Annotated in this window: 16 protein-coding genes; 9 read left to right on the top strand and 7 right to left on the bottom strand. The window is 71.6% G+C overall.

Translation table 11 applies throughout. From position 1 onward, the window contains the following. Window positions 1–53: 53 nt before the first annotated feature. Entirely contained in the window at window positions 54–737 is a 684-nt protein-coding gene (locus tag ABGB01_RS00250; protein WP_347768990.1) for a dienelactone hydrolase family protein, read from the top strand. A gap of 125 nt (window positions 738–862) precedes the next feature. Beyond that, complete coding sequence (locus ABGB01_RS00245; RefSeq protein WP_347768988.1) at window positions 863–1,951, top strand: alcohol dehydrogenase catalytic domain-containing protein; 1,089 nt, start codon at window positions 863–865, stop codon at window positions 1,949–1,951. Between the two features lie 71 nt (window positions 1,952–2,022). Here ABGB01_RS00245 and ABGB01_RS00240 read toward each other — a convergent pair whose 3' ends face one another. Continuing rightward, on the bottom strand, window positions 2,023–2,337 hold the full coding sequence (locus ABGB01_RS00240) for a hypothetical protein (RefSeq protein ID WP_347768986.1): 315 nt from the start codon (window positions 2,335–2,337) through the stop codon (window positions 2,023–2,025). 288 nt (window positions 2,338–2,625) lie between these two features. Here ABGB01_RS00240 and ABGB01_RS00235 point away from each other — a divergent pair, with 288 nt between their 5' ends. Both ABGB01_RS00235 and ABGB01_RS00230 read left to right on the top strand, forming a co-directional pair. Beyond that, window positions 2,626–3,120, top strand: coding sequence for a cupin domain-containing protein (locus ABGB01_RS00235; protein WP_347768984.1), 495 nt, complete (start codon window positions 2,626–2,628; stop codon window positions 3,118–3,120). A gap of 128 nt (window positions 3,121–3,248) precedes the next feature. Further along, the gene (locus ABGB01_RS00230) at window positions 3,249–3,563 is read left to right on the top strand and encodes a hypothetical protein (protein WP_347768982.1); all 315 of its coding nucleotides are present in this window, start codon (window positions 3,249–3,251) and stop codon (window positions 3,561–3,563) included. Window positions 3,564–3,628: 65 nt separating this feature from the next. On the opposite strand, the gene ABGB01_RS00225 is transcribed toward ABGB01_RS00230, so the two are convergent. After that, a complete protein-coding gene (locus tag ABGB01_RS00225) occupies window positions 3,629–5,845 on the bottom strand; it encodes an MMPL family transporter (RefSeq protein ID WP_347768980.1) in 2,217 nt (738 codons plus the stop codon). A 100-nt stretch (window positions 5,846–5,945) separates the two neighbouring features. Here ABGB01_RS00225 and ABGB01_RS00220 point away from each other — a divergent pair, with 100 nt between their 5' ends. After that, window positions 5,946–6,497, top strand: coding sequence for a helix-turn-helix domain-containing protein (locus ABGB01_RS00220; protein ID WP_347768978.1), 552 nt, complete (start codon window positions 5,946–5,948; stop codon window positions 6,495–6,497). On the opposite strand, the gene ABGB01_RS00215 is transcribed toward ABGB01_RS00220, so the two are convergent. Beyond that, window positions 6,494–7,591, bottom strand: coding sequence for an ROK family transcriptional regulator (locus tag ABGB01_RS00215; RefSeq protein ID WP_347768976.1), 1,098 nt, complete (start codon window positions 7,589–7,591; stop codon window positions 6,494–6,496). The two genes, ABGB01_RS00220 and ABGB01_RS00215, sit on opposite strands and share 4 nt — an antisense overlap. A gap of 100 nt (window positions 7,592–7,691) precedes the next feature. On the opposite strand from ABGB01_RS00215, the gene ABGB01_RS00210 reads away from it, so the two are divergent. Genes ABGB01_RS00210 through ABGB01_RS00195 form a run of 4 tightly spaced genes read left to right on the top strand, consistent with a single transcriptional unit; the run spans window position 7,692 to window position 11,884 of the window. Continuing rightward, complete coding sequence (locus ABGB01_RS00210) at window positions 7,692–8,921, top strand: Gfo/Idh/MocA family oxidoreductase (protein WP_347768974.1); 1,230 nt, start codon at window positions 7,692–7,694, stop codon at window positions 8,919–8,921. Further along, a complete protein-coding gene (locus ABGB01_RS00205; protein WP_347768972.1) occupies window positions 8,918–10,168 on the top strand; it encodes an ABC transporter substrate-binding protein in 1,251 nt (416 codons plus the stop codon). Before ABGB01_RS00210 ends, ABGB01_RS00205 begins: the two co-directional genes overlap by 4 nt. Next, window positions 10,165–11,088 (top strand): sugar ABC transporter permease, encoded by a 924-nt coding sequence (locus tag ABGB01_RS00200; RefSeq protein ID WP_347768970.1) that lies wholly within the window; start codon window positions 10,165–10,167, stop codon window positions 11,086–11,088. The genes ABGB01_RS00205 and ABGB01_RS00200 overlap by 4 nt, the downstream gene beginning before the upstream one ends. Beyond that, window positions 11,078–11,884 carry a carbohydrate ABC transporter permease gene (locus tag ABGB01_RS00195; protein ID WP_347641439.1) on the top strand — a complete coding sequence of 269 codons (807 nt, stop codon included), beginning with the start codon at window positions 11,078–11,080 and terminating at the stop codon, window positions 11,882–11,884. Before ABGB01_RS00200 ends, ABGB01_RS00195 begins: the two co-directional genes overlap by 11 nt. A gap of 26 nt (window positions 11,885–11,910) precedes the next feature. Here ABGB01_RS00195 and ABGB01_RS00190 read toward each other — a convergent pair whose 3' ends face one another. The 4 genes from ABGB01_RS00190 to ABGB01_RS00175 form a co-directional block, all read right to left on the bottom strand. Further along, window positions 11,911–12,069 carry a DUF6203 family protein gene (locus tag ABGB01_RS00190; RefSeq protein ID WP_347768968.1) on the bottom strand — a complete coding sequence of 53 codons (159 nt, stop codon included), beginning with the start codon at window positions 12,067–12,069 and terminating at the stop codon, window positions 11,911–11,913. A gap of 61 nt (window positions 12,070–12,130) precedes the next feature. Then, window positions 12,131–14,167, bottom strand: coding sequence for a PASTA domain-containing protein (locus ABGB01_RS00185; protein ID WP_347768966.1), 2,037 nt, complete (start codon window positions 14,165–14,167; stop codon window positions 12,131–12,133). A 99-nt stretch (window positions 14,168–14,266) separates the two neighbouring features. Further along, a complete protein-coding gene (locus ABGB01_RS00180; protein ID WP_347768964.1) occupies window positions 14,267–15,760 on the bottom strand; it encodes a serine/threonine-protein kinase in 1,494 nt (497 codons plus the stop codon). 21 nt (window positions 15,761–15,781) lie between these two features. Next, window positions 15,782–16,591: a TIGR03619 family F420-dependent LLM class oxidoreductase gene (locus ABGB01_RS00175; RefSeq protein ID WP_347768962.1), complete on the bottom strand. Its 810-nt coding sequence runs from the start codon at window positions 16,589–16,591 to the stop codon at window positions 15,782–15,784. Between the last annotated feature and the right edge of the window lie 78 nt (window positions 16,592–16,669).

Raw genomic sequence — 16,669 nt, 5'->3', positions numbered from 1 at the left:
GCATGTGCCATTCCACCGACAGCAGACCGCCCGCTCCGCCCGTCCAGGGAGAGGTGGCCTCACATGAGCAGATCGAGCTGACCGCCGCCGACGGCAACCGTTTCCTCGCCTACCGGGCCGAGCCCGCCGAGCCGAACGGCCGCAGCGTGGTGATCCTGCCCGACGTACGCGGCCTGCACCCCTTCTACCGTGACCTCGCCGTGCGCTTCGCCGAAGCGGGATTCTCCACGATCGCGATCGACTACTTCGGCCGGACGGCGGGCCGCGGCGAGCGCGGCGACGACTTCGAGTTCATGACGCACGTCAACCAGCTCACCCCCGAGGGGATCAGAGCCGACGCGAGGGCGGCGACCGAGGCGCTGGCGGGCGGAGGGCCGGTGTTCACGGTGGGTTTCTGCATGGGCGGCGCACAGTCGTGGCGGCAGGCCGCCGAGGGCAACGGCCTGGCCGGCGGCATCGGCTTCTACGGCGCGCTGCGCTTCATCGAGCCGCCGGGGTCAGGCCCAGGAGCGCCGCTCCTCCTGCTCAGGGGCGGGGCCGACACGGTCTCGACGCCGGAGGAGTTCGAGGCGTACGAAGCCGCCCTCGACCAGGTGGGCACGGAGCACGAGACGCACGTCTACGACGGCGCGCCGCACTCGTTCTTCGACCGCACCTACGGCGAGTGGGCCGAGGCGTGCCAGGACGCCTGGAGGCGCATCCTGTCCTTCACCGAGCGCCACGCTCAGCCCAGATAGGCGGCCCTGACGACCGGGTCCTGACTGATCTCGGCGGGCGTGCCGTTGTGGCGAGCATAGGGGTGTCAACGGAGTCCCGAGCAACCGCTTGCTCACGGTCTCGGCGCGGGGTTACCGTTTGGCGCATGCTGATGCGCGCGGCCGTCCTGACCAGGTTCCACGCCCCCATGGAGATCCGCGAGGTCGAGATCGCCGACCCCGGCCCCGGCGAGGCACGCGTGCGGATCATGGCGTCCGGCGTGTGCGGCTCCGACCTCAAGGCCATCGACGGCAAGAGCCCCGTGGCGAGCCGGCCACCGTTCATCCTCGGACACGAAAGCGCCGGAGTGGTGGAGAGCGTCGGCACGGGCGTGACCACCGTCAAGCCCGGCGACCACGTCATCATCGCCATGAACGGCCCCTGCGGCCGGTGCCGCCCGTGCGGCGCGGGCCGGTTCCACCTGTGCTCCGGCCCCGCCAGGCTCCCCACCATCATGGGCGGCCCGCCGCGCGTCATCCTCGACGGGCAGGAGACCCGCCGCTTCATCGGCATCGGCTCGTTCGCCGAGTACACCGTCGTCTCCGAGTCGATGTGCGTACGGATCGCCGCCGACGCACCCTTCGCCGCCATGTGCCTGCTGGCCTGCGGCGTCGTCACCGGCGTCGGCGCCGTCACGAACGTCGCCAAGGTGCCCCCCGGGGCCACCGTCCTCGTCGTGGGCTGCGGCGGCGTCGGACTCAACGTCATCCAGGGGGCCGTGCTCGCGGGCGCGACCACGATCGTCGCCGCCGACACGGCCGAGCCGAAACTCAAGCTGGCCGAACGCTTCGGCGCCACCCACACCCTCCTAGCCGCGGACCTGCCCCGGCAGGTGGGCGAACTCGTGAAGGGCGGCGTCGACTACGCCTTCGACGCCACCGGCGCGCCCGGCGTGCTCTCCCGGGCCTTCGCCGCCACCCGGCCCGGCGGGACGACGGTCATGGTCGGCAGCCCGCCCCAGGGCCGGCCCGCCGAGGTGGACACCGGCCTGCTGTTCGCCTCCCGCCGCCTCATGGGCACCCAGGGCGGAGACGCCGCACCGCACCGCGACCTGCCCATGCTGGCGGCGCAGTACCTCCGGGGCCGCCTCGACCTCGACGGCCTCATCACGGAACGCCTGCCCCTCGACCAGATCAACGAAGCCGTGAACCACGTCCGCCAGGGCACCGTCGCCCGCACGGTCATCACTTTCTAGAACCCATGCCGCGCATCAGGGCGTGGTCGAGCCACGCTGTGACCGCCCGGCCGTAGGGCCCTCGCGTCGTCTCAGTCCTCGTCTAGATGAGCGCGATCGGCGCGGTAGGCGCGCAGCTTACGGCGCGCCTGGTGCCGGCTGCGACGGCGCTCCTCACGGCGGATGTAGTACCACTCCCGGTTGGCACCTTTGGTGTCGCACACGAGCACGTGGTAGCCGGGGGCGCCCCAGTAACAGCCACCCCGGCGCCAGTTCGCGCTGTCGGCTGTGATCTCGTCCGGCAGCGTGCACGGCCCAAAACGATGATCATGCACGGGCACGGAGGTCGTCGGCGGCGCGTCGGCCATCCGCACCCACCGGGGCCGGGTCCTGTCGGTCTTGCTCATACGGTCACCTTTCGGCTCCGTGACGCCCCTGGTTGGGGCCGTCGCTAGACCGGGTGCACCATGATCACCTCCGACTACGCACACAACAGAAAGGGACCGAAGGCGACGAAGCCGCCCAGAAACCCTGATCCACACTACCCACGACCGGCCGCCGGCGGCGGGTTCTGGTATCGGGACTAACGGCCAGCCGCCTCAGCGGATGCCTTTCTCGTTTCGGCTCCGATGTTGTGGCGGCTCCGGAGCTCAGCAGAGGTCTCTACACTTCCTCCAAAGATCAGAGGAGGCGGTATGTCCTATCCTGAGCCCCGCTACTTCGGCGAGACCGGCGAGCACAGCGGCACTTTCCAGCTGACCGGCCGGGAGCCTGACCTGTCCATGGGCGTGGGAGGCACGCAGGTGCACTATCTCGCGACGGGCGGCTCCACGAACGGCGCGTACGGCCTCTACCGGTGGGAGATGGGCCCGCGCCCGGGCGGCCCCGATCCGCACTTCCACCGGACCATGACCGAGTCGTTCTACGTGTTGTCGGGCACGATCCGCCTCTACAACGGCGAGAAGTGGGCCGACGGCAAGCCGGGTGACTTCCTGTTCCTGCCCGAGGGCGGTGTGCACGCTTTCAAGAACGAGTCGGGCGAACCGGCCTCGATGCTGATCCTGTTCACGCCGGGCGCCCCCCGCGAGGCGTACTTCGAGGAGCTCGCCGGCATCGCCACCGCCGGCCGGCAGCTGAGCCCGGAGGAGTGGACGGAGCTGTACCTGCGCCACGACCAGTACATGGTCTGAGGCCGCCGCTCCACAGGCACGCTGACCGGCTGGGCGCCGCTGAGGGCCGACGACGTGAGGCGAACCACTGGAACGATGAGTGATCGATCTCCTACCGTGGGTTACCGACACCACGGGGAGGAGAGACGGTGCACATCAAGAACGTCACCATGGCCGGGGCGCTCACCGGGCTGGTCATGACGGGGGTCCAGTCCCAGTCCGCCGTGGCCGGAGACGTCCACGACTTCGGCGCCCTGGGCGTGGTCATCTGGAGCGAGCCCAGGGCGGGTGCGGGCCGCGCCGGCGTCGGCTACGCCGGTCAGGGATTCGAGTCGGACCGGTCGGCTGAGTACGGCCTCTACCGCTGCGACTTCTTCGAGAGCACCCTGTGGCACCACGGCCGCAACGTGGCGACCGGGGTCGTCGGCTGGGTTCCCGCCTGCAACCTGACCGACTCCGACTAATGGGAGCTACCGGGTCGGCTGACGGGCCGACCGGCCGACCGACCGCCCCGGTTGACGGGCCGTCCTTACACGCCCGCCTTGACGGGTGCGGGGCGGGGCGGGGCCGGGGTCTCGTCCTCCTCGTGGCCCTCGACCGACAGGTTCGGCAGGATACGGTCGAGCCAGCGCGGGCACCACCAGTTGAGCCGCCCCAGCAGCACCATGGTGGCGGGCACGAGGAAGCCCCTGATGATCGTGGCGTCCACCGCGATGGCCACCGCCAGCCCGACTCCGAACGTCTTGACCATCGGATCCGGGTACGCGATGAACGCCACGAACACCGCCACCATGATGAGGGCGGCCGACGTGATGACGCGGCCCGTCGACCCGAGCCCCTGCGCCACCGACCGCGCGTTGCCCCGGTGCCGCTGGTACGCCTGCCGCACCGCCGTCAGCAGGAACACCTCGTAATCCATCGACAACCCGAACAGCACCGCGAACAACATCAGCGGCACGTAGCTCTCGATCGGCACCGAGAAGAAGATGGTCTGCACGTACGACGAACTGGCCGGCGGGTCCATGCCCACCAGCCCGCTGCCCACGCCGATGGAGAACACCAGCGCCAGCGCGCCGAACGCGGCCCCGAGCGAGACGAGGTTCATCACCGCGGCCTTGATCGCGACGATGGGCGCGCGGAAGGCGAGCAGCAGGAGCAGCGCGCTCAGCAGCACGACCACCCCGATGACCAGCGGAGTGCGCTCGGCCATGCGGTCTCCAGCGTCGGTGAGCCCCGCGACCTTCCCGCCGACGTGCACCTGCACACCCGGCAGCGCGAGTTTCCTGACGTCCCTGACCACCTCGGCGGCCCGGGCGTCGCTCGGGGCGTAGTCGGTGACGACCTGGAGCAGGACCGACCGGCCCGAGGTGTTGACCTTGGGCTCGCCCACGTGTGCGGTGCCTTCGACGTCGTCGACCGCGCGGGTGAGGTGGTCGACGATCGGGTCGCCCGAGCCGGCGACCTTCGAGGGCAGCTCGGCGACCACGATCAGCGGACCGTTGGCGCCGGGCCCGAAGCCGCTGGCCATCAGCTCGTACGCCCGCCGCGAATCCGAGCCCTGCGTGCCGTATCCCTCGTCGAGGGGCCCGAGCTTCAGTGCCAGCGCGGGCGCGGCCAGCGCTCCGAGCACGAGGGCGCTGGCGAACAACACCCGCCACGGGCGGCGGGCGACCCACGAGCCGAGCCCGGCCCATCCGGCGCCGGACCCGTCGGCGCCCTTCAGGAACGGCACCTTGAGCGCGTTGACGCGGTGGCCGAGCAGCCCGAGCAGGGCCGGGACGAGCGTGACGGAGGTCAGCACGGCGGCGACGACGGAGATGCCGGTGACCCAGCCGAGCGTGGCCAGCAGCGGGAAGCCCGCCAGCATCAGCGCGCTCAACGCGATGATCACCGTGCCGCCGGCGAACACGACGGCTCCGCCCGAGCTCGACACGGTGCGGCGTACGGACTCCACGACCGGCACCCCGTCGGCCAGCAGCCGGCGGTGGCGGGACAGCAGGAACAGCGCGTAGTCGATGCCCACGCCGAGCCCGATCATCGTGGCCATGATGCCGGCCTGCTTGGGCATGTCGACCACCCACCCGAGCAGGCCGATCACGCCGAGCCCCGAGGCCACGCTGACCAGCGCGGTGAAGATCGGGATGAGCGCGGCCACCAGCGTCCCGAACGCGAACACCAGCACGAGCAGCGCGCAGAGCACGCCGATGATCTCGCTGGGTCCCGTCTTGATCTCCTTGTCGGCGGGCGTGGAGCTGTCCGCGGGCACCACCTCGAGCCCGGCGGCCCGTGCCGGGTCCGCGGCCTTGGACAGGCTCTGAGTGAGTGCGGCGATCTCGTCGCTGTCGTGGCCCTCCATGCGGACGCCGATGAGCCCGATCTGCAGGTTGGAGGCGATGCCGCCCACGCGGTACGGCGAGTCCACCTGCACGACGTGCGGCATGGTCCGGAGCCGGTCGACGGCCCGCTCCACTGCGCGCTTGGGCGCGTCCTCGGTGAGAGAGCCGTCGGCGGAGTAGACGACGAGCTGCACCGTGCCGCCGGCGGCGTAGCCGGGGCCGAAGCCGGTCTTCATCAGGTCGTGCGCGCGCTGCGCGTCGGTGCCGGGGATGCTCGCGTCGTTGCTGGTGGGAGCGGCGAACACGAGGCTGCCGCCCATCAGCGCGGCGGCCGCGACCACCCAGAGGACCAGCACGATCCGCCCGTGCCGTGCGCACCAGCCGCCCAGCCGTCCCAGCAACCGCGTCATCGCAAAAGCCCCCACTCGACGGCCGTCCAGTACGGTCGTACAGGACATACGATAAAACGGGAAATATTGGGAAGGCTGTCTCCTCCAGAGAAATGAGACGATGACCACAGCCGACGACACCCGCACCCGGATCCTGGCCGCCGCCCGCGAGTTGTTCGCCGAGCGCGGCTACGCGGCCACGTCGCTGGCCGACATCGCCGCCGCCGTCGGGCTGACCAAGACCGCCGTCGCCTACCACTTCCACCCCAAGGACCGCCTGGCGGCCGAGCTCCTCTCGCCGGCGGCCGGCGACATGCTGGCGCTGCTCGACTCCGGCCACGAGAGCCGGGACGAGTTCGTCGAGGCCCTGGTCGGGTTCGCGGTGCGCTACCGTTCGGTGATCCGCCTGTTCATGGAGGACCTGGCCGGCGACGACTCCGTCTCCCCCGTCTCGCCTGGCTCGGAGCGCGCGGTGATCAGGACGTACAGGGACGAGATCTTCGCCAAGCTCGTGGGCGAGGACCCCTGCCCGGAGACCCGGCTCAAGGGCTGGGCCCTGCTCGGCGCGCTGCAGTGGGGCACGGTCAAGACCATGGACCTGCCGGAAGAGCAGGTCAGAGCGGCCATGCTGGAGTCCGCCAGGGCGATCTGGCACGACCCACGAGGCGGCTAGAGGCCGAGGATCTCGCGCTCGACGTGGGAGAGCGCGAGACGTACCGCGCCCAGCGCCACCCCTTCGTCCCCGAAGGTGGACGCCACCACCTCGGGCACGCTCACGCACAACTCGGCCAAATGCCGCCTGACCGGTTCGAGCAGCACGTCTCCGGCCCGCACGTAGCCGCCGCCCAGCACCAGCAGGTCGGGGTCGATGGCCAGCGCGAGCGCCGAGGCGCCGATGGCGAGAGTCTCGGCGTAACCGTCGACCCGGCGCCGGGCGTCGCGGTCGCCGCGCAGCGCCGCCTCGAACACCTCGGCCGCCGAGGCGTCCTTGACCAGGTCGCGGGCGGCGTCCTCCCAGCCGACCTGGCGCAGCGTGCCGATCTCGCCCGCGGCCCCGCCACGCCCCGGATGCAGCCGGCCGCCGATCAGGATGCCCGCGCCCACCCGGCGGCCCATCATGACGTACACGACGTCGGAGGCGTGCTGGGCGCTGCCGCGCCAGTGCTCGGCGAGCGCGGCGAGGTTGGCGTCGTTGGCCGCCAACGCGGTGCAGCCGAACCAGTCTCCGGCCAGGCCCGCCAGGTCGACGCCCGTCCAGCCGGGCAGCGTGATCGACAACGACACGCGCCCGGTGCGGTCGACGATGCCCGAGGTGCCGGCCGCCACGGCCCACACGCGGGTGCGCGCCACGCCCGCGCCGTCCACGCAGGCCAGGCAGGTGCGGCGGGCGGCGGCCAGGCGTTCGTGGGCGGCGGCGTCAATGTCGACCTCGGCCCGCTCCCAGGCGATCACCTCGCCGCCGAGGTCGGCCAGCGCGGCCACGATGGTGTCGCCGCCGACCTCCACGCCCACCACGTAGCCGGCGTCCGCGCGGAACCCGAACCGCCGCGCGGGCCGCCCCATCGCGCCCTCGTCGGGCGGCACCTCCTTGACGTAGCCGCGCTCGCCCAGCTCGTCGAGGACCGCCTCGACCGTCTGCCTGGACAGCCCGGTGATGCGGCCGAGCTGCGTCAGCGTGGCCACGCCCTCGCGGCGCAGGGCCCTGAGCGTGGCCTGGGTGTTCACCTTGCGCAGCAGCGACGCGTCACCCGGCCGGAGCTCGGTCACTTATGAGACCTTTCCCCATAACTTCCCTATTGACGTCTACCAGCCCGGATCTTAGCATCAGCCGACATACGTGAATTGGTTACATAAGTAGAGGAGCTTGATGATCACGCTCGCCATCGTCGGCGCGGGCTCGCGGGGCGCCTCCTACGCCGACCACGCCGTCGAGACCGGCCGGGCACGCGTGGTCGCGGTGGCCGACCCGCTCGCCGGCCGCCGCGCCAGGTTCCCCGACGCGACGCCGTACGAGGGCTGGCGCGAGCTGGCCGCGCTGCCCCGCCAGGCGGACGCGGTCGTCATCGCCACCCAGGACCGCGAGCACGTCGAGCCGGCCGTGCGCTTCGCCGAGCTGGGCTACGACATCCTGCTGGAGAAGCCCATGGCGGTCTCGGAGGACGACTGCCACACGATCGTGGAAGCCGCCGAGCGCTCCGGCGCGATATTCGCCGTCTGCCACGTGCTGCGCTACACGGCGTACACCAGGGTGCTGAAGGAGCTGCTCGACGGGGGCCGGATCGGCGAGATCGTCAACATCCAGCACCTGGAGCCGGTGGGCTGGTGGCACCAGGCGCACTCGTACGTGCGGGGCAACTGGCGGCGGGCCGACGAGTCCACGTTCATGCTGCTCGCCAAGTCGTGCCACGACCTCGACTGGCTGGTGCACCTGACGGGCCGGCAGGTCACCCGCGTGTCGTCGTTCGGCGGCCTGCAGCACTTCCGCCCGGAGAACCGGCCGGAGGGCGCCGCCGACCGCTGCCTCGACTGCCGGGTCGAGCCCGACTGCCCCTACTCCGCCCGGCGCATCTACCTGCCGCTGGCGGGCACGGACGAGTGGCCGCTGTCCGTGCTCACCGACGACGTCTCCGAGCAGGGGGTGCTGGAGGCGCTCAGGACCGGCCCGTACGGCAGGTGCGTGTACGCCTGCGACAACGACGTGGTCGACCACCAGGTCGTGAACCTGGAGTTCGAGGGAGGCGCGACCGCGTCGTTCACGATGACGGCCTTCACGCCCGCGCTCCACCGCCAGACCCGGATCTTCGGCACCCGAGGCTCCATCGAGGGCGACGGCGACCGCCTGATCGTGACCGACTTCGTCACGGGCCGATCCGAGACCGTCGACACCAGTCCGACCGGCGACGCGACGGCGAGGGGCGGCCACGGCGGCGGCGACCAGGCGCTGGTCGAGGCGTTCCTGACCGCTGTGGCCACGAGAGACCGCGCCCCGATCCTCTCCTCCCCCGGCGAGAGCCTGCACAGCCACCTCATCGCCTGGGCGGCCGAGCGGTCGCGGCTGCACGGCGAGACCGTAACCCTGGAAGGAACCCCCCGATGAAGGCAATCCACATCGCCGCCGCGCTGGCGCTCGGCGCGGGACTGGCCGGCTGCGGCTCGACGACCCCCGCGAGCGCGCCGGCCGCGCAGGAGAACGGCGGGCGCGGGCCGATCACGTTCCTCGGCGGCAAGTTCGAGGCCGAGTCGGTGCAGAAGATCGTCGACGCCTGGAACGCCGCGCACCCCGACGAGAAGGCGACCGTCGTGCTGCTCCCGGAGAGCGCCGACGAGCAGCGCCGCAAGCTCATCCAGAGCGCGCAGACCAAGTCGGACACCGGCGACGTCATCCTCATCGACGCGGTGTGGACCAGCGAGTTCGCCGCGAACCGGTGGGTGGACGAGCTGAAGCTGGACACGACCGGCCTCCTCCCCACCACCATCGAAACGGCGAAATATCGCGACAAGCTCTATGCGATGCCGCTGTTCACCGGCACCGGCCTGCTCTACTACCGCACCGACCTGGTCAAGAAGCCGCCCAAGACCTGGGACGAGATGAAGAAGATCTGCGCGGACGTCCTGCCCGAGCAGAAGGGCATGAGCTGCTACGCCGGCCAGTTCGACAAGTACGAGGGCCTGACCGTGAACTTCGCCGAGGCCGTCTCCTCCGCCGGCGGCCGGCTGCTCGACGAATCCGGCAAGCCCCAGGTCACCAGCGAGGCGGCGAAGCAGGCCGCGCGGTTCCTCGCCGACGGGTTCGACAGCGGCATGATCCCGAAAGAGGCGATCACGTACAAGGAGGAAGAGGGACGGGTCGCCTTCCAGGAGGGCAAGCTGCTCTTCTACCGCAACTGGGCCTACGGCTACGAGGCCGCCCAGAAGACCGACGGCTCCAGCAAGGTCGCCGGCAAGGTCGACGTGGCGCCCATCCCCGGGCTGACCGGCCCGGGCTCGGGCACGCTGGGCGGCAACAACCTGGCCGTCTCCGCCTTCTCCAAGCACAAGCAGAGCGCCAGGGACTTCGTCGCGTTCATGACCAGCGCCGCGCAGCTCAAGGCGTTCGCGCAGACCAGCTCGATGCCGGTGGCGCGGGCCGCGATCTACGAGGATCCCGAGCTGGTCAAGAAGTACCCGTACCTGCCGGCGCTCAAGGAGGGCATCCTCGCCGCCGTGCCGCGCCCCGCGGCCGTCAAGTACGGTGACGTGACCGCCGCCGTCCAGGAGTCCGCGTACGCCATCATCACCCGCGCCAAGCCCGTCGACCAGGCCCTGACCGAGCTCCAGTCAGCCCTCGGCCCGCTGCTCACGTGAGAGTGCGCCCGGCCGCGCCGCGCGGCCAGTCGTGGACGGCCGCCGCCATGCTGTCGCCCACCATGATCGTGCTGGCGCTCGTGGTCTTCTACCCGCTGGTCGCGGCCATGCGCGAATCGTTCTACGAAAGCGGGCAACGGCTCGACGCGGACGGCTTCGTGGTGGAGGGCGAGTGGTTCGCCGGACTCGCGAACTACGCGGGCGTGGCGGAGCAGCGCTTCATGAACGCCGCGTTCAACACCACCCTGTTCACCGTGGTGACGGTGGCGCTGGAGGTCGTGCTCGGGATGGCCATGGCACTGGTCATGCGGCGGGCCTTCAGGGGGCGGGCGTTCCTGCGGGCCAGCATCCTCATCCCGTGGGCCGTCCCGACGGCGGTCGCGGGCCTCATGTGGAAGTGGATCTTCCAGGCGGACGGCGTGGCCAACACTCTGCTCGGCACCGACATCCTCTGGACCGCCGACGGCCCCTGGGCCAAGCTCGCCGTGATCATCGCCGACACCTGGAAGACCGCCCCCTTCGTCGGCCTGCTCGTGCTGGCCGGGCTGCAGATCATCCCGTCCAGCGTGTACGAGGCCGCCAAGGTCGACGGCGCCACCCCCTGGCAGACGTTCCGCCGGATCACCCTGCCGCTGGTCCGGCCCGCCCTGCTGGTGGCCGTGCTCTTCCGGCTGATGGACGCGCTGCGCATCTTCGACCTGCCGTACGTGCTGGTCGGGCCGCGCAAGCAGTCGGTGGAGACGCTGTCGGGACTCATCTGGGACGAGGCGACACGGGTGCACTACGGGCCCGCGTCGGCGTACGGGACGGCGCTGTTCGCCTACATCGCGGTGATCGCGTTCGTCTTCGTCAAGCTGCTCGGGGCCGACCTGCTGAGCGACGTGCGCTCGCGCCGGAAGGAGGCCCGCGATGTGGCGTAGGGCCGCCATGACGGGCATCGCGCTGTACTGCCTGGTGCCGTTCTACTGGATGGTGGTGTCGAGCTTCCGCCGCACGGCCGACATCCACGACAAGTCGCCGCTGCCCGCGCCGTGGTCGCTGGAGAGCTACGACGCGGTCTTCGCCGAGGGCATGGGCTTCGGCCGGTCGCTCGTCAACAGCCTCGTCGTCGCGGGCACCACCACGGCGGTCACCCTCCTGGTCGGCACCATGGCGGCGTACGCGCTGGCGCGGCTGGCCTTCCGCGGCAAGAACGTCATCCTGGCCCTCGTGATCGCCGTGTCCATGTTCCCCGGGGCGCTGCTCATCGTGCCGCTGCTCAAGCTGTTCACGACGATCGGCTGGATCAACACCTACCAGGCGATGATCGTCCCGTCGATGTCCTTCGCCCTGCCGCTGACCATCTGGAACCTGACGACGTTCTTCCGGCAGCTGCCGTACGAGCTGGAGCAGGCCGCCATGATCGACGGCTGCACCGCCTTCGCCGCCTTCCGCCGCGTCATGCTCCCCCTGGCGGCGCCGGGAGTCTTCACCACGGCGATCCTGGCCTTCATCGCGACGTGGAACGAGTTCATCATCGCCGTCACCATGGTCAACGACCAGTCCCGCCAGACGGCCACGGTCCGGATCGCCCAGTTCACCGGCGCGGCCAAGTTCGACACCCCGTTCGGCACGCAGATGGCGGCGGGCGTGCTGGTGACGATCCCGCTGGTGCTGCTGGTGCTGTTCTTCCAGCGCCGCATCGTCGCGGGGCTGACGGCGGGAGCCCTCAAGTGACCACGCCACCGCTCACCCCGAGGAACCTAGGGGTGGGCCGCCGCCGCCCGCCGCTCCGGGGGACGGGCGCCCTCCTGTCGCTGCCTGCGGCGCCTGGTCAGGAACCAGCCCAGCCCCAGAACGGCGAGTCCGAGCGGCGTCCGGGTCAGCCACTTCGCGGCGAAGAACATGAAGAGCTTTTTCATGAGCTGCACCTGCCCCGGGAACGGCGCGGCACGCGTGGGTCCGTGCGAGGCGCCCGCGCGGTCAATCGCCGGGGATCTGGCCGCTCGGGGTCGGCGAAGGCTGCTCGTCGCCGGGGTCCGGAGGGCCTGACTGGCCGGCCACGCCGACGATGATCAGGACCGTGGCTCCCGGCTTGGCGCAGCTGCCCGCCTGGACACTCTGACGCAGGATCGTGCCCGCCCGCGACTCGTCCTCCACCACCTGCCCGCGCTGCCGCACCCTGAAGCCGGCGGCCTCCAGGGCCGCCCGCCCGTCCGCCCTGGACCGGCCGACGACAGGCGGCACGGCCGTGCCGTGGCGGGACAGGGTGAGGTTCACCGAGGTGCCACCGGCGACGCGGCTGCCCGCTTCGGGGTCGCTGCCGAGCACCCGGCCGCCGGGCTGGTCGGAGCAGGTGTGGCTGATCGTGCCGACCTCGAGGCCCGCGCCGGTCAGGGCGTTCTCGGCGGCCTGGCGCGCCTTGCCCGTGACCGCGGGCACCGCCACCCCCTTCGACACCTGGAGCGCGACCTTGCTGCCCCTGGCCGCCTCCGCGCCGGAGGCCGGCTCGCTGCCGAGCACCTGGCCGATCTTCTCCGGCGAGTCGGCCTCGGTGACCGCGCCCAGTGCCAGCCCGGCCTTCTTGAGTGCCTTGGTCGCCGCGCCCTTGCTCATCCCGACCAGCGAAGGCACCGGCACGGTGACCGGGCGGGTCGCCGGGGGTGGCTTCGCGGTGGGCTCGCGCTGCTCCTGCGTCTCCTTCCTGGTCCTGATCGGGGTGGACTCGCCGATCGGCGACTGGGTGATCACGGGTGGGTTCGTGTCCGGCAGCAGCGGTCCCGCCTGCGCACCCCGTTGCTCGTCGAACGTGGGGATGAGCACCGTGAGCAGCACGGCGGCGGTCACCGTGAGCGCCGCGCAGACGGCGATGGCGGCCCTCGGCCAGCCCCGTTTCGGGGGCTGCGTCAGCTGCGTGCCAGGGTGGGGCCCCGACGTCTCGGGCGGGCGCCCCACCCGCCCCCACCCGGTGGCTCCCGACCCGCCGCCCACGCCTGCCGGGGAATCCACCGAGGCGGGACCTCCGGACGTGCTCTGCTCCCTACCGAGCTCTGCGAGAGCGGATCCGGACCCCGTCGGCTCCCGCGACTCGGGCAGCACGTAACCGCCGGATGCCCCCGTCTCCTCCGGCTCGGCCATCGGGGGCCGCGGCTCGGGGATCAGCGGCGGCGTGGCACGCAGGATGGGGGCGGGTGGCGAGCTCAGCACACCGTCCGGCACGTCGCCCGCCTCACCCAGCAGCGCGAGCAGCAGGTCCCTGCTGGTCGGCCGGTTGCGGGCGTCCTTGTCCATGCACGACTCCACCAGCGTGCGCAGCCGGCCGTCCAGCAGCCCGAGCTCGGGCGCCGCGGTCAGGATGCGGTGCAGCACTGGCGCGACGGAGTCCTGCCCGAACGGCGCGCTCGCGTTGGCCGCGAAACACATCGTCGCGCCCCACGAGAACACGTCCGCCGCCCCGGTGACCGCCGACGCGGTGATCTGCTCGGGCGCCATGTACGCGGGCGTCCCCACGCCCCTGCCGCTCACCGTGGCCGCCGCGTCCAGCGCCTTGGCCAGGCCGAAGTCGATCACGCGCGGCCCGTCGGGGCCGAGCAACACGTTCTGGGGCTTGAAGTCGCGGTGCACGATCCCGGCCCGGTGGATCGCCGCGAGCGCGGTCGCGGTGCCGACCGCGAGCCGCTCCAGTGCGCCGCCCCGCCGCGGCCCGGTGAGCGCGACCTCCCGCTGCAGCGAGGGCCCCTCGACATATTCGCTCACGATGTACGGCCGGCCCTCGTCGAACCCCGCGTCGATCACCTGCGCCGTGCAGAAGCGCGCCACATGCTTGGCCAGCTCGACTTCCCGCAGGAACGCCCCCCGCTCGTCGCCGACCGGCCCATGCAGCAGCTTGACCGCGTATCTTTCCCCGCCCCTCGTGCCGAGGAACACCGCACCCTGACCACCCTCGCCCAGGCGCCCGGAGAGCGTGTACTCCCCGAGCCGCTGCGGGTCCCCCGTCCTGAGCGGCTGCGCCGTTGGCACGGGCACCCTCCCCTCGCCGCCTGCTACCTACTGAAGGCAACGGGCCGCCCGCAGTCAACCGTGCGCAGGCCAATCGCTGCCTGACCGTGATACAGCAGGTCAGGAGGTACGGGCGACCTTGCCCGAATACGTAACCTGGTCCTCACCGTGGCGGGTGACCTTGATGGCCATCTGGTTAGTGTCGGCGGTCGGGAGCATCCTCAGCGTCCCTGGATAACACTCCTCGCCCCGGACCTGATCGAGGGTGAACACCATCTGGGTGCCGGTCTGCCCGATCCGTCCGGAACAGTGCAGATCCGCTCCCCATCGCATGGCGCCGCCGCCTTCGGGGTGCACGTGCAGTTCGATGGGGAACACGCGCTCGGCGGTGAAGTGCTCGGCCGAGCCGGTCCACATGCCTTCGAGGCCGGGACCCTGGGCGCCGCGCAGCCAGAACACGAACCCGGCCACCCCCATGGCGAGCCCGGCCACCGCCACGATGACCTGCCAGAGCCGCACCCGCCCCCGCGCGGGCCGCGTTCCGGGGAGCCGCCCGTCACCGTCCGCGCCCTCGCCGGCCGTGCTCCCGCCGCTCTCCCGCCCCGCGCCCCCGGACGTGCTTCCGGTCCTTTCCAGCCCGGCCGCACCGGAGGGGGTGCCGGCGTGCCGGTGCGCGGAGGTGGCGGCCGTCTCGCGGACGCGTACGACGGGGAAGCTCGTCGTCGGGTCAGGATCGGTGATCACGATCTCGTCCCGCTCGGCGGCGCCGACGGCGGCCATGGCGCCGGACGTCAGCACGTCCTGCTCGCCGGCCGCCTGCTGCCCCAGGAGCCGCAGCAGCACCTCCTCGGCGCTCGGCCGGTCGCCGGGCTCGGGGGCCAGGCACGCCTGCACGATCTCGCGCAGCGGCCCGCGCAACGGTCCCAGGTCCGGCTTGCCGTACAGGATCCTGGCCAGCACCTCCCGGTGCGTCTCCGCCGTGAACGCGTGCCGGCCGCTGGCGGTGTACGCGACGGTCAGCCCCCACGCCCACAGGTCGGCGGGCGGCCCCGCGGGCTCTCCGTGGATGCGCTCGGGCGCCATGTAGGCCGGGGTGCCCACGGGGATGTGGCCGGTGGTCGCCTCGGTGTTCACGAGCCTGGACACGCCGAAGTCGATCACGCGCGGCCCGTCGAGCCCGAGCAGCACGTTGCCCGGTTTGAAGTCGCGGTGCACGACGCCGGCGCGGTGGATGGCGCCGAGGGCGGTGGCGGTGCCGATGGCCAGGCGGTCGAGCGAGCCGCCCTGGCGCGGCCCCTCCGCCACGATGTGCTCGCGCAGCGAGGGGCCTTCGACGTACTCGCTGACCAGGTAGGGCCGATCGCCTTCGAGGTCGGCCTCGATCAGCTGGGCCGTGCAGAAGGCCGCCACCCGGCGCACGGCCTCGACCTCGCCGAGGAACCTGCGCCGCACGTCGGGGTCGCTCGACAGGCTGGCGCGCAGGAGCTTGACCGCGACTTTGGCGCCTTGCGGGGACTCGCCGAGATACACGACGCCCTGGCCGCCCTGGCCGAGCCTGCGTGTCAGCCGGTACGGCCCAAGTCGCCGCGGATCATCGGCACGAAGCTCGGACATATACCGCCATTATGCCCGTCATCAATGAAGGGCCGCGTATTGATCAAGAAAACGCAGCACCTCGTCCGCGGACCCGCTCGGCAGCGTGGCCACGGCTTCATCGATGCCGAGACCGGCGAAGTAGTCGAGCTTCTCCTTCGTCGGCCGTGTCCCGAACGGTATCACTTCGGCCATCGGCCGCCCGGCCTTTTCGCACGCTTCGCGTAGCGCGGGCAGCGCCGCCTTGATCCCGTGGCCGCCGATCGGCATCCAGCCGTCGGCGTACTCGGCGACGTGCGCGAACAACGTCGGCCCGGCGGCGCCGCCCACGTACACGGGCGGGACCCGCACCGGTTTGGGCCAGGACCAGGACGGCTCGAACCCGTCGAAAGCGGCCACCTCGTCGCGCCACAGGGCCCGCATCGCCAGCACGTTGCGCCTGGCGACCTCGCGGCGGCGGCCGTACGGGACTCCGTGGTTCTCGATCTCCTCGACGTTCCAGCCGAACCCGACGCCGACCACCACGCGCCCGCCGGAGAGGTGGTCGAGGGTGGCGACGGCCTTGGCGGTCACGATGGGGTCGCGTTGAGCGGCGAGCAGGATGCCGGTGCCCAGGCACAGCCGCCCGGTCGCGGCGGCGGCGAAGGAGAGGGCGACGAGGGGGTCGAGGGTGCGCTTGTACTCCTCGGGCAGTTCCCGCTGCCCGCCCGCGGGAGGGGTGCGGCGCGAGACCGGGATGTGGGTGTGCTCAGGCAGGTAGAGCGAGGAGAAGCCGCGTTCCTCCGCCGCTCTGGCCAGCTCGTGGACCGGCATGGCCAGGTCCGTCGCGAACATCGTGACCCCGAGCCTCATGGGGACCTCCCGTCGTGACCAAGCGATTGCTCGGTTAAGATTTCCAGAGTACCTTGCAGAAGACCATCCGCGGAGAGA

The organism is Nonomuraea sp. B5E05, from assembly GCF_039880665.1.
GTDB lineage: Bacteria > Actinomycetota > Actinomycetes > Streptosporangiales > Streptosporangiaceae > Nonomuraea.
Note: the sequence above shows the minus strand (reverse complement) of the source record. Positions and strands in the feature narration are given on the sequence as shown.

Bases quoted from the DNA above. Each gene is read 5' to 3' on its own strand.
- ABGB01_RS00195 (WP_347641439.1), top strand. From the start codon at position 11,078: ATGTGGCGTAGGGCCGCCATGACGGGCATCGCGCTGTACTGCCTGGTG.
- ABGB01_RS00240 (WP_347768986.1), bottom strand. From the start codon at position 2,337: ATGAGCAAGACCGACAGGACCCGGCCCCGGTGGGTGCGGATGGCCGAC.
- ABGB01_RS00225 (WP_347768980.1), bottom strand. From the start codon at position 5,845: ATGACGCGGTTGCTGGGACGGCTGGGCGGCTGGTGCGCACGGCACGGG.
- ABGB01_RS00175 (WP_347768962.1), bottom strand. From the start codon at position 16,591: ATGAGGCTCGGGGTCACGATGTTCGCGACGGACCTGGCCATGCCGGTC.
- ABGB01_RS00235 (WP_347768984.1), top strand. From the start codon at position 2,626: ATGTCCTATCCTGAGCCCCGCTACTTCGGCGAGACCGGCGAGCACAGC.
- ABGB01_RS00180 (WP_347768964.1), bottom strand. From the start codon at position 15,760: ATGTCCGAGCTTCGTGCCGATGATCCGCGGCGACTTGGGCCGTACCGG.
- ABGB01_RS00245 (WP_347768988.1), top strand. From the start codon at position 863: ATGCTGATGCGCGCGGCCGTCCTGACCAGGTTCCACGCCCCCATGGAG.
- ABGB01_RS00220 (WP_347768978.1), top strand. From the start codon at position 5,946: ATGACCACAGCCGACGACACCCGCACCCGGATCCTGGCCGCCGCCCGC.
- ABGB01_RS00210 (WP_347768974.1), top strand. From the start codon at position 7,692: ATGATCACGCTCGCCATCGTCGGCGCGGGCTCGCGGGGCGCCTCCTAC.
- ABGB01_RS00190 (WP_347768968.1), bottom strand. From the start codon at position 12,069: ATGAAAAAGCTCTTCATGTTCTTCGCCGCGAAGTGGCTGACCCGGACG.
- ABGB01_RS00205 (WP_347768972.1), top strand. From the start codon at position 8,918: ATGAAGGCAATCCACATCGCCGCCGCGCTGGCGCTCGGCGCGGGACTG.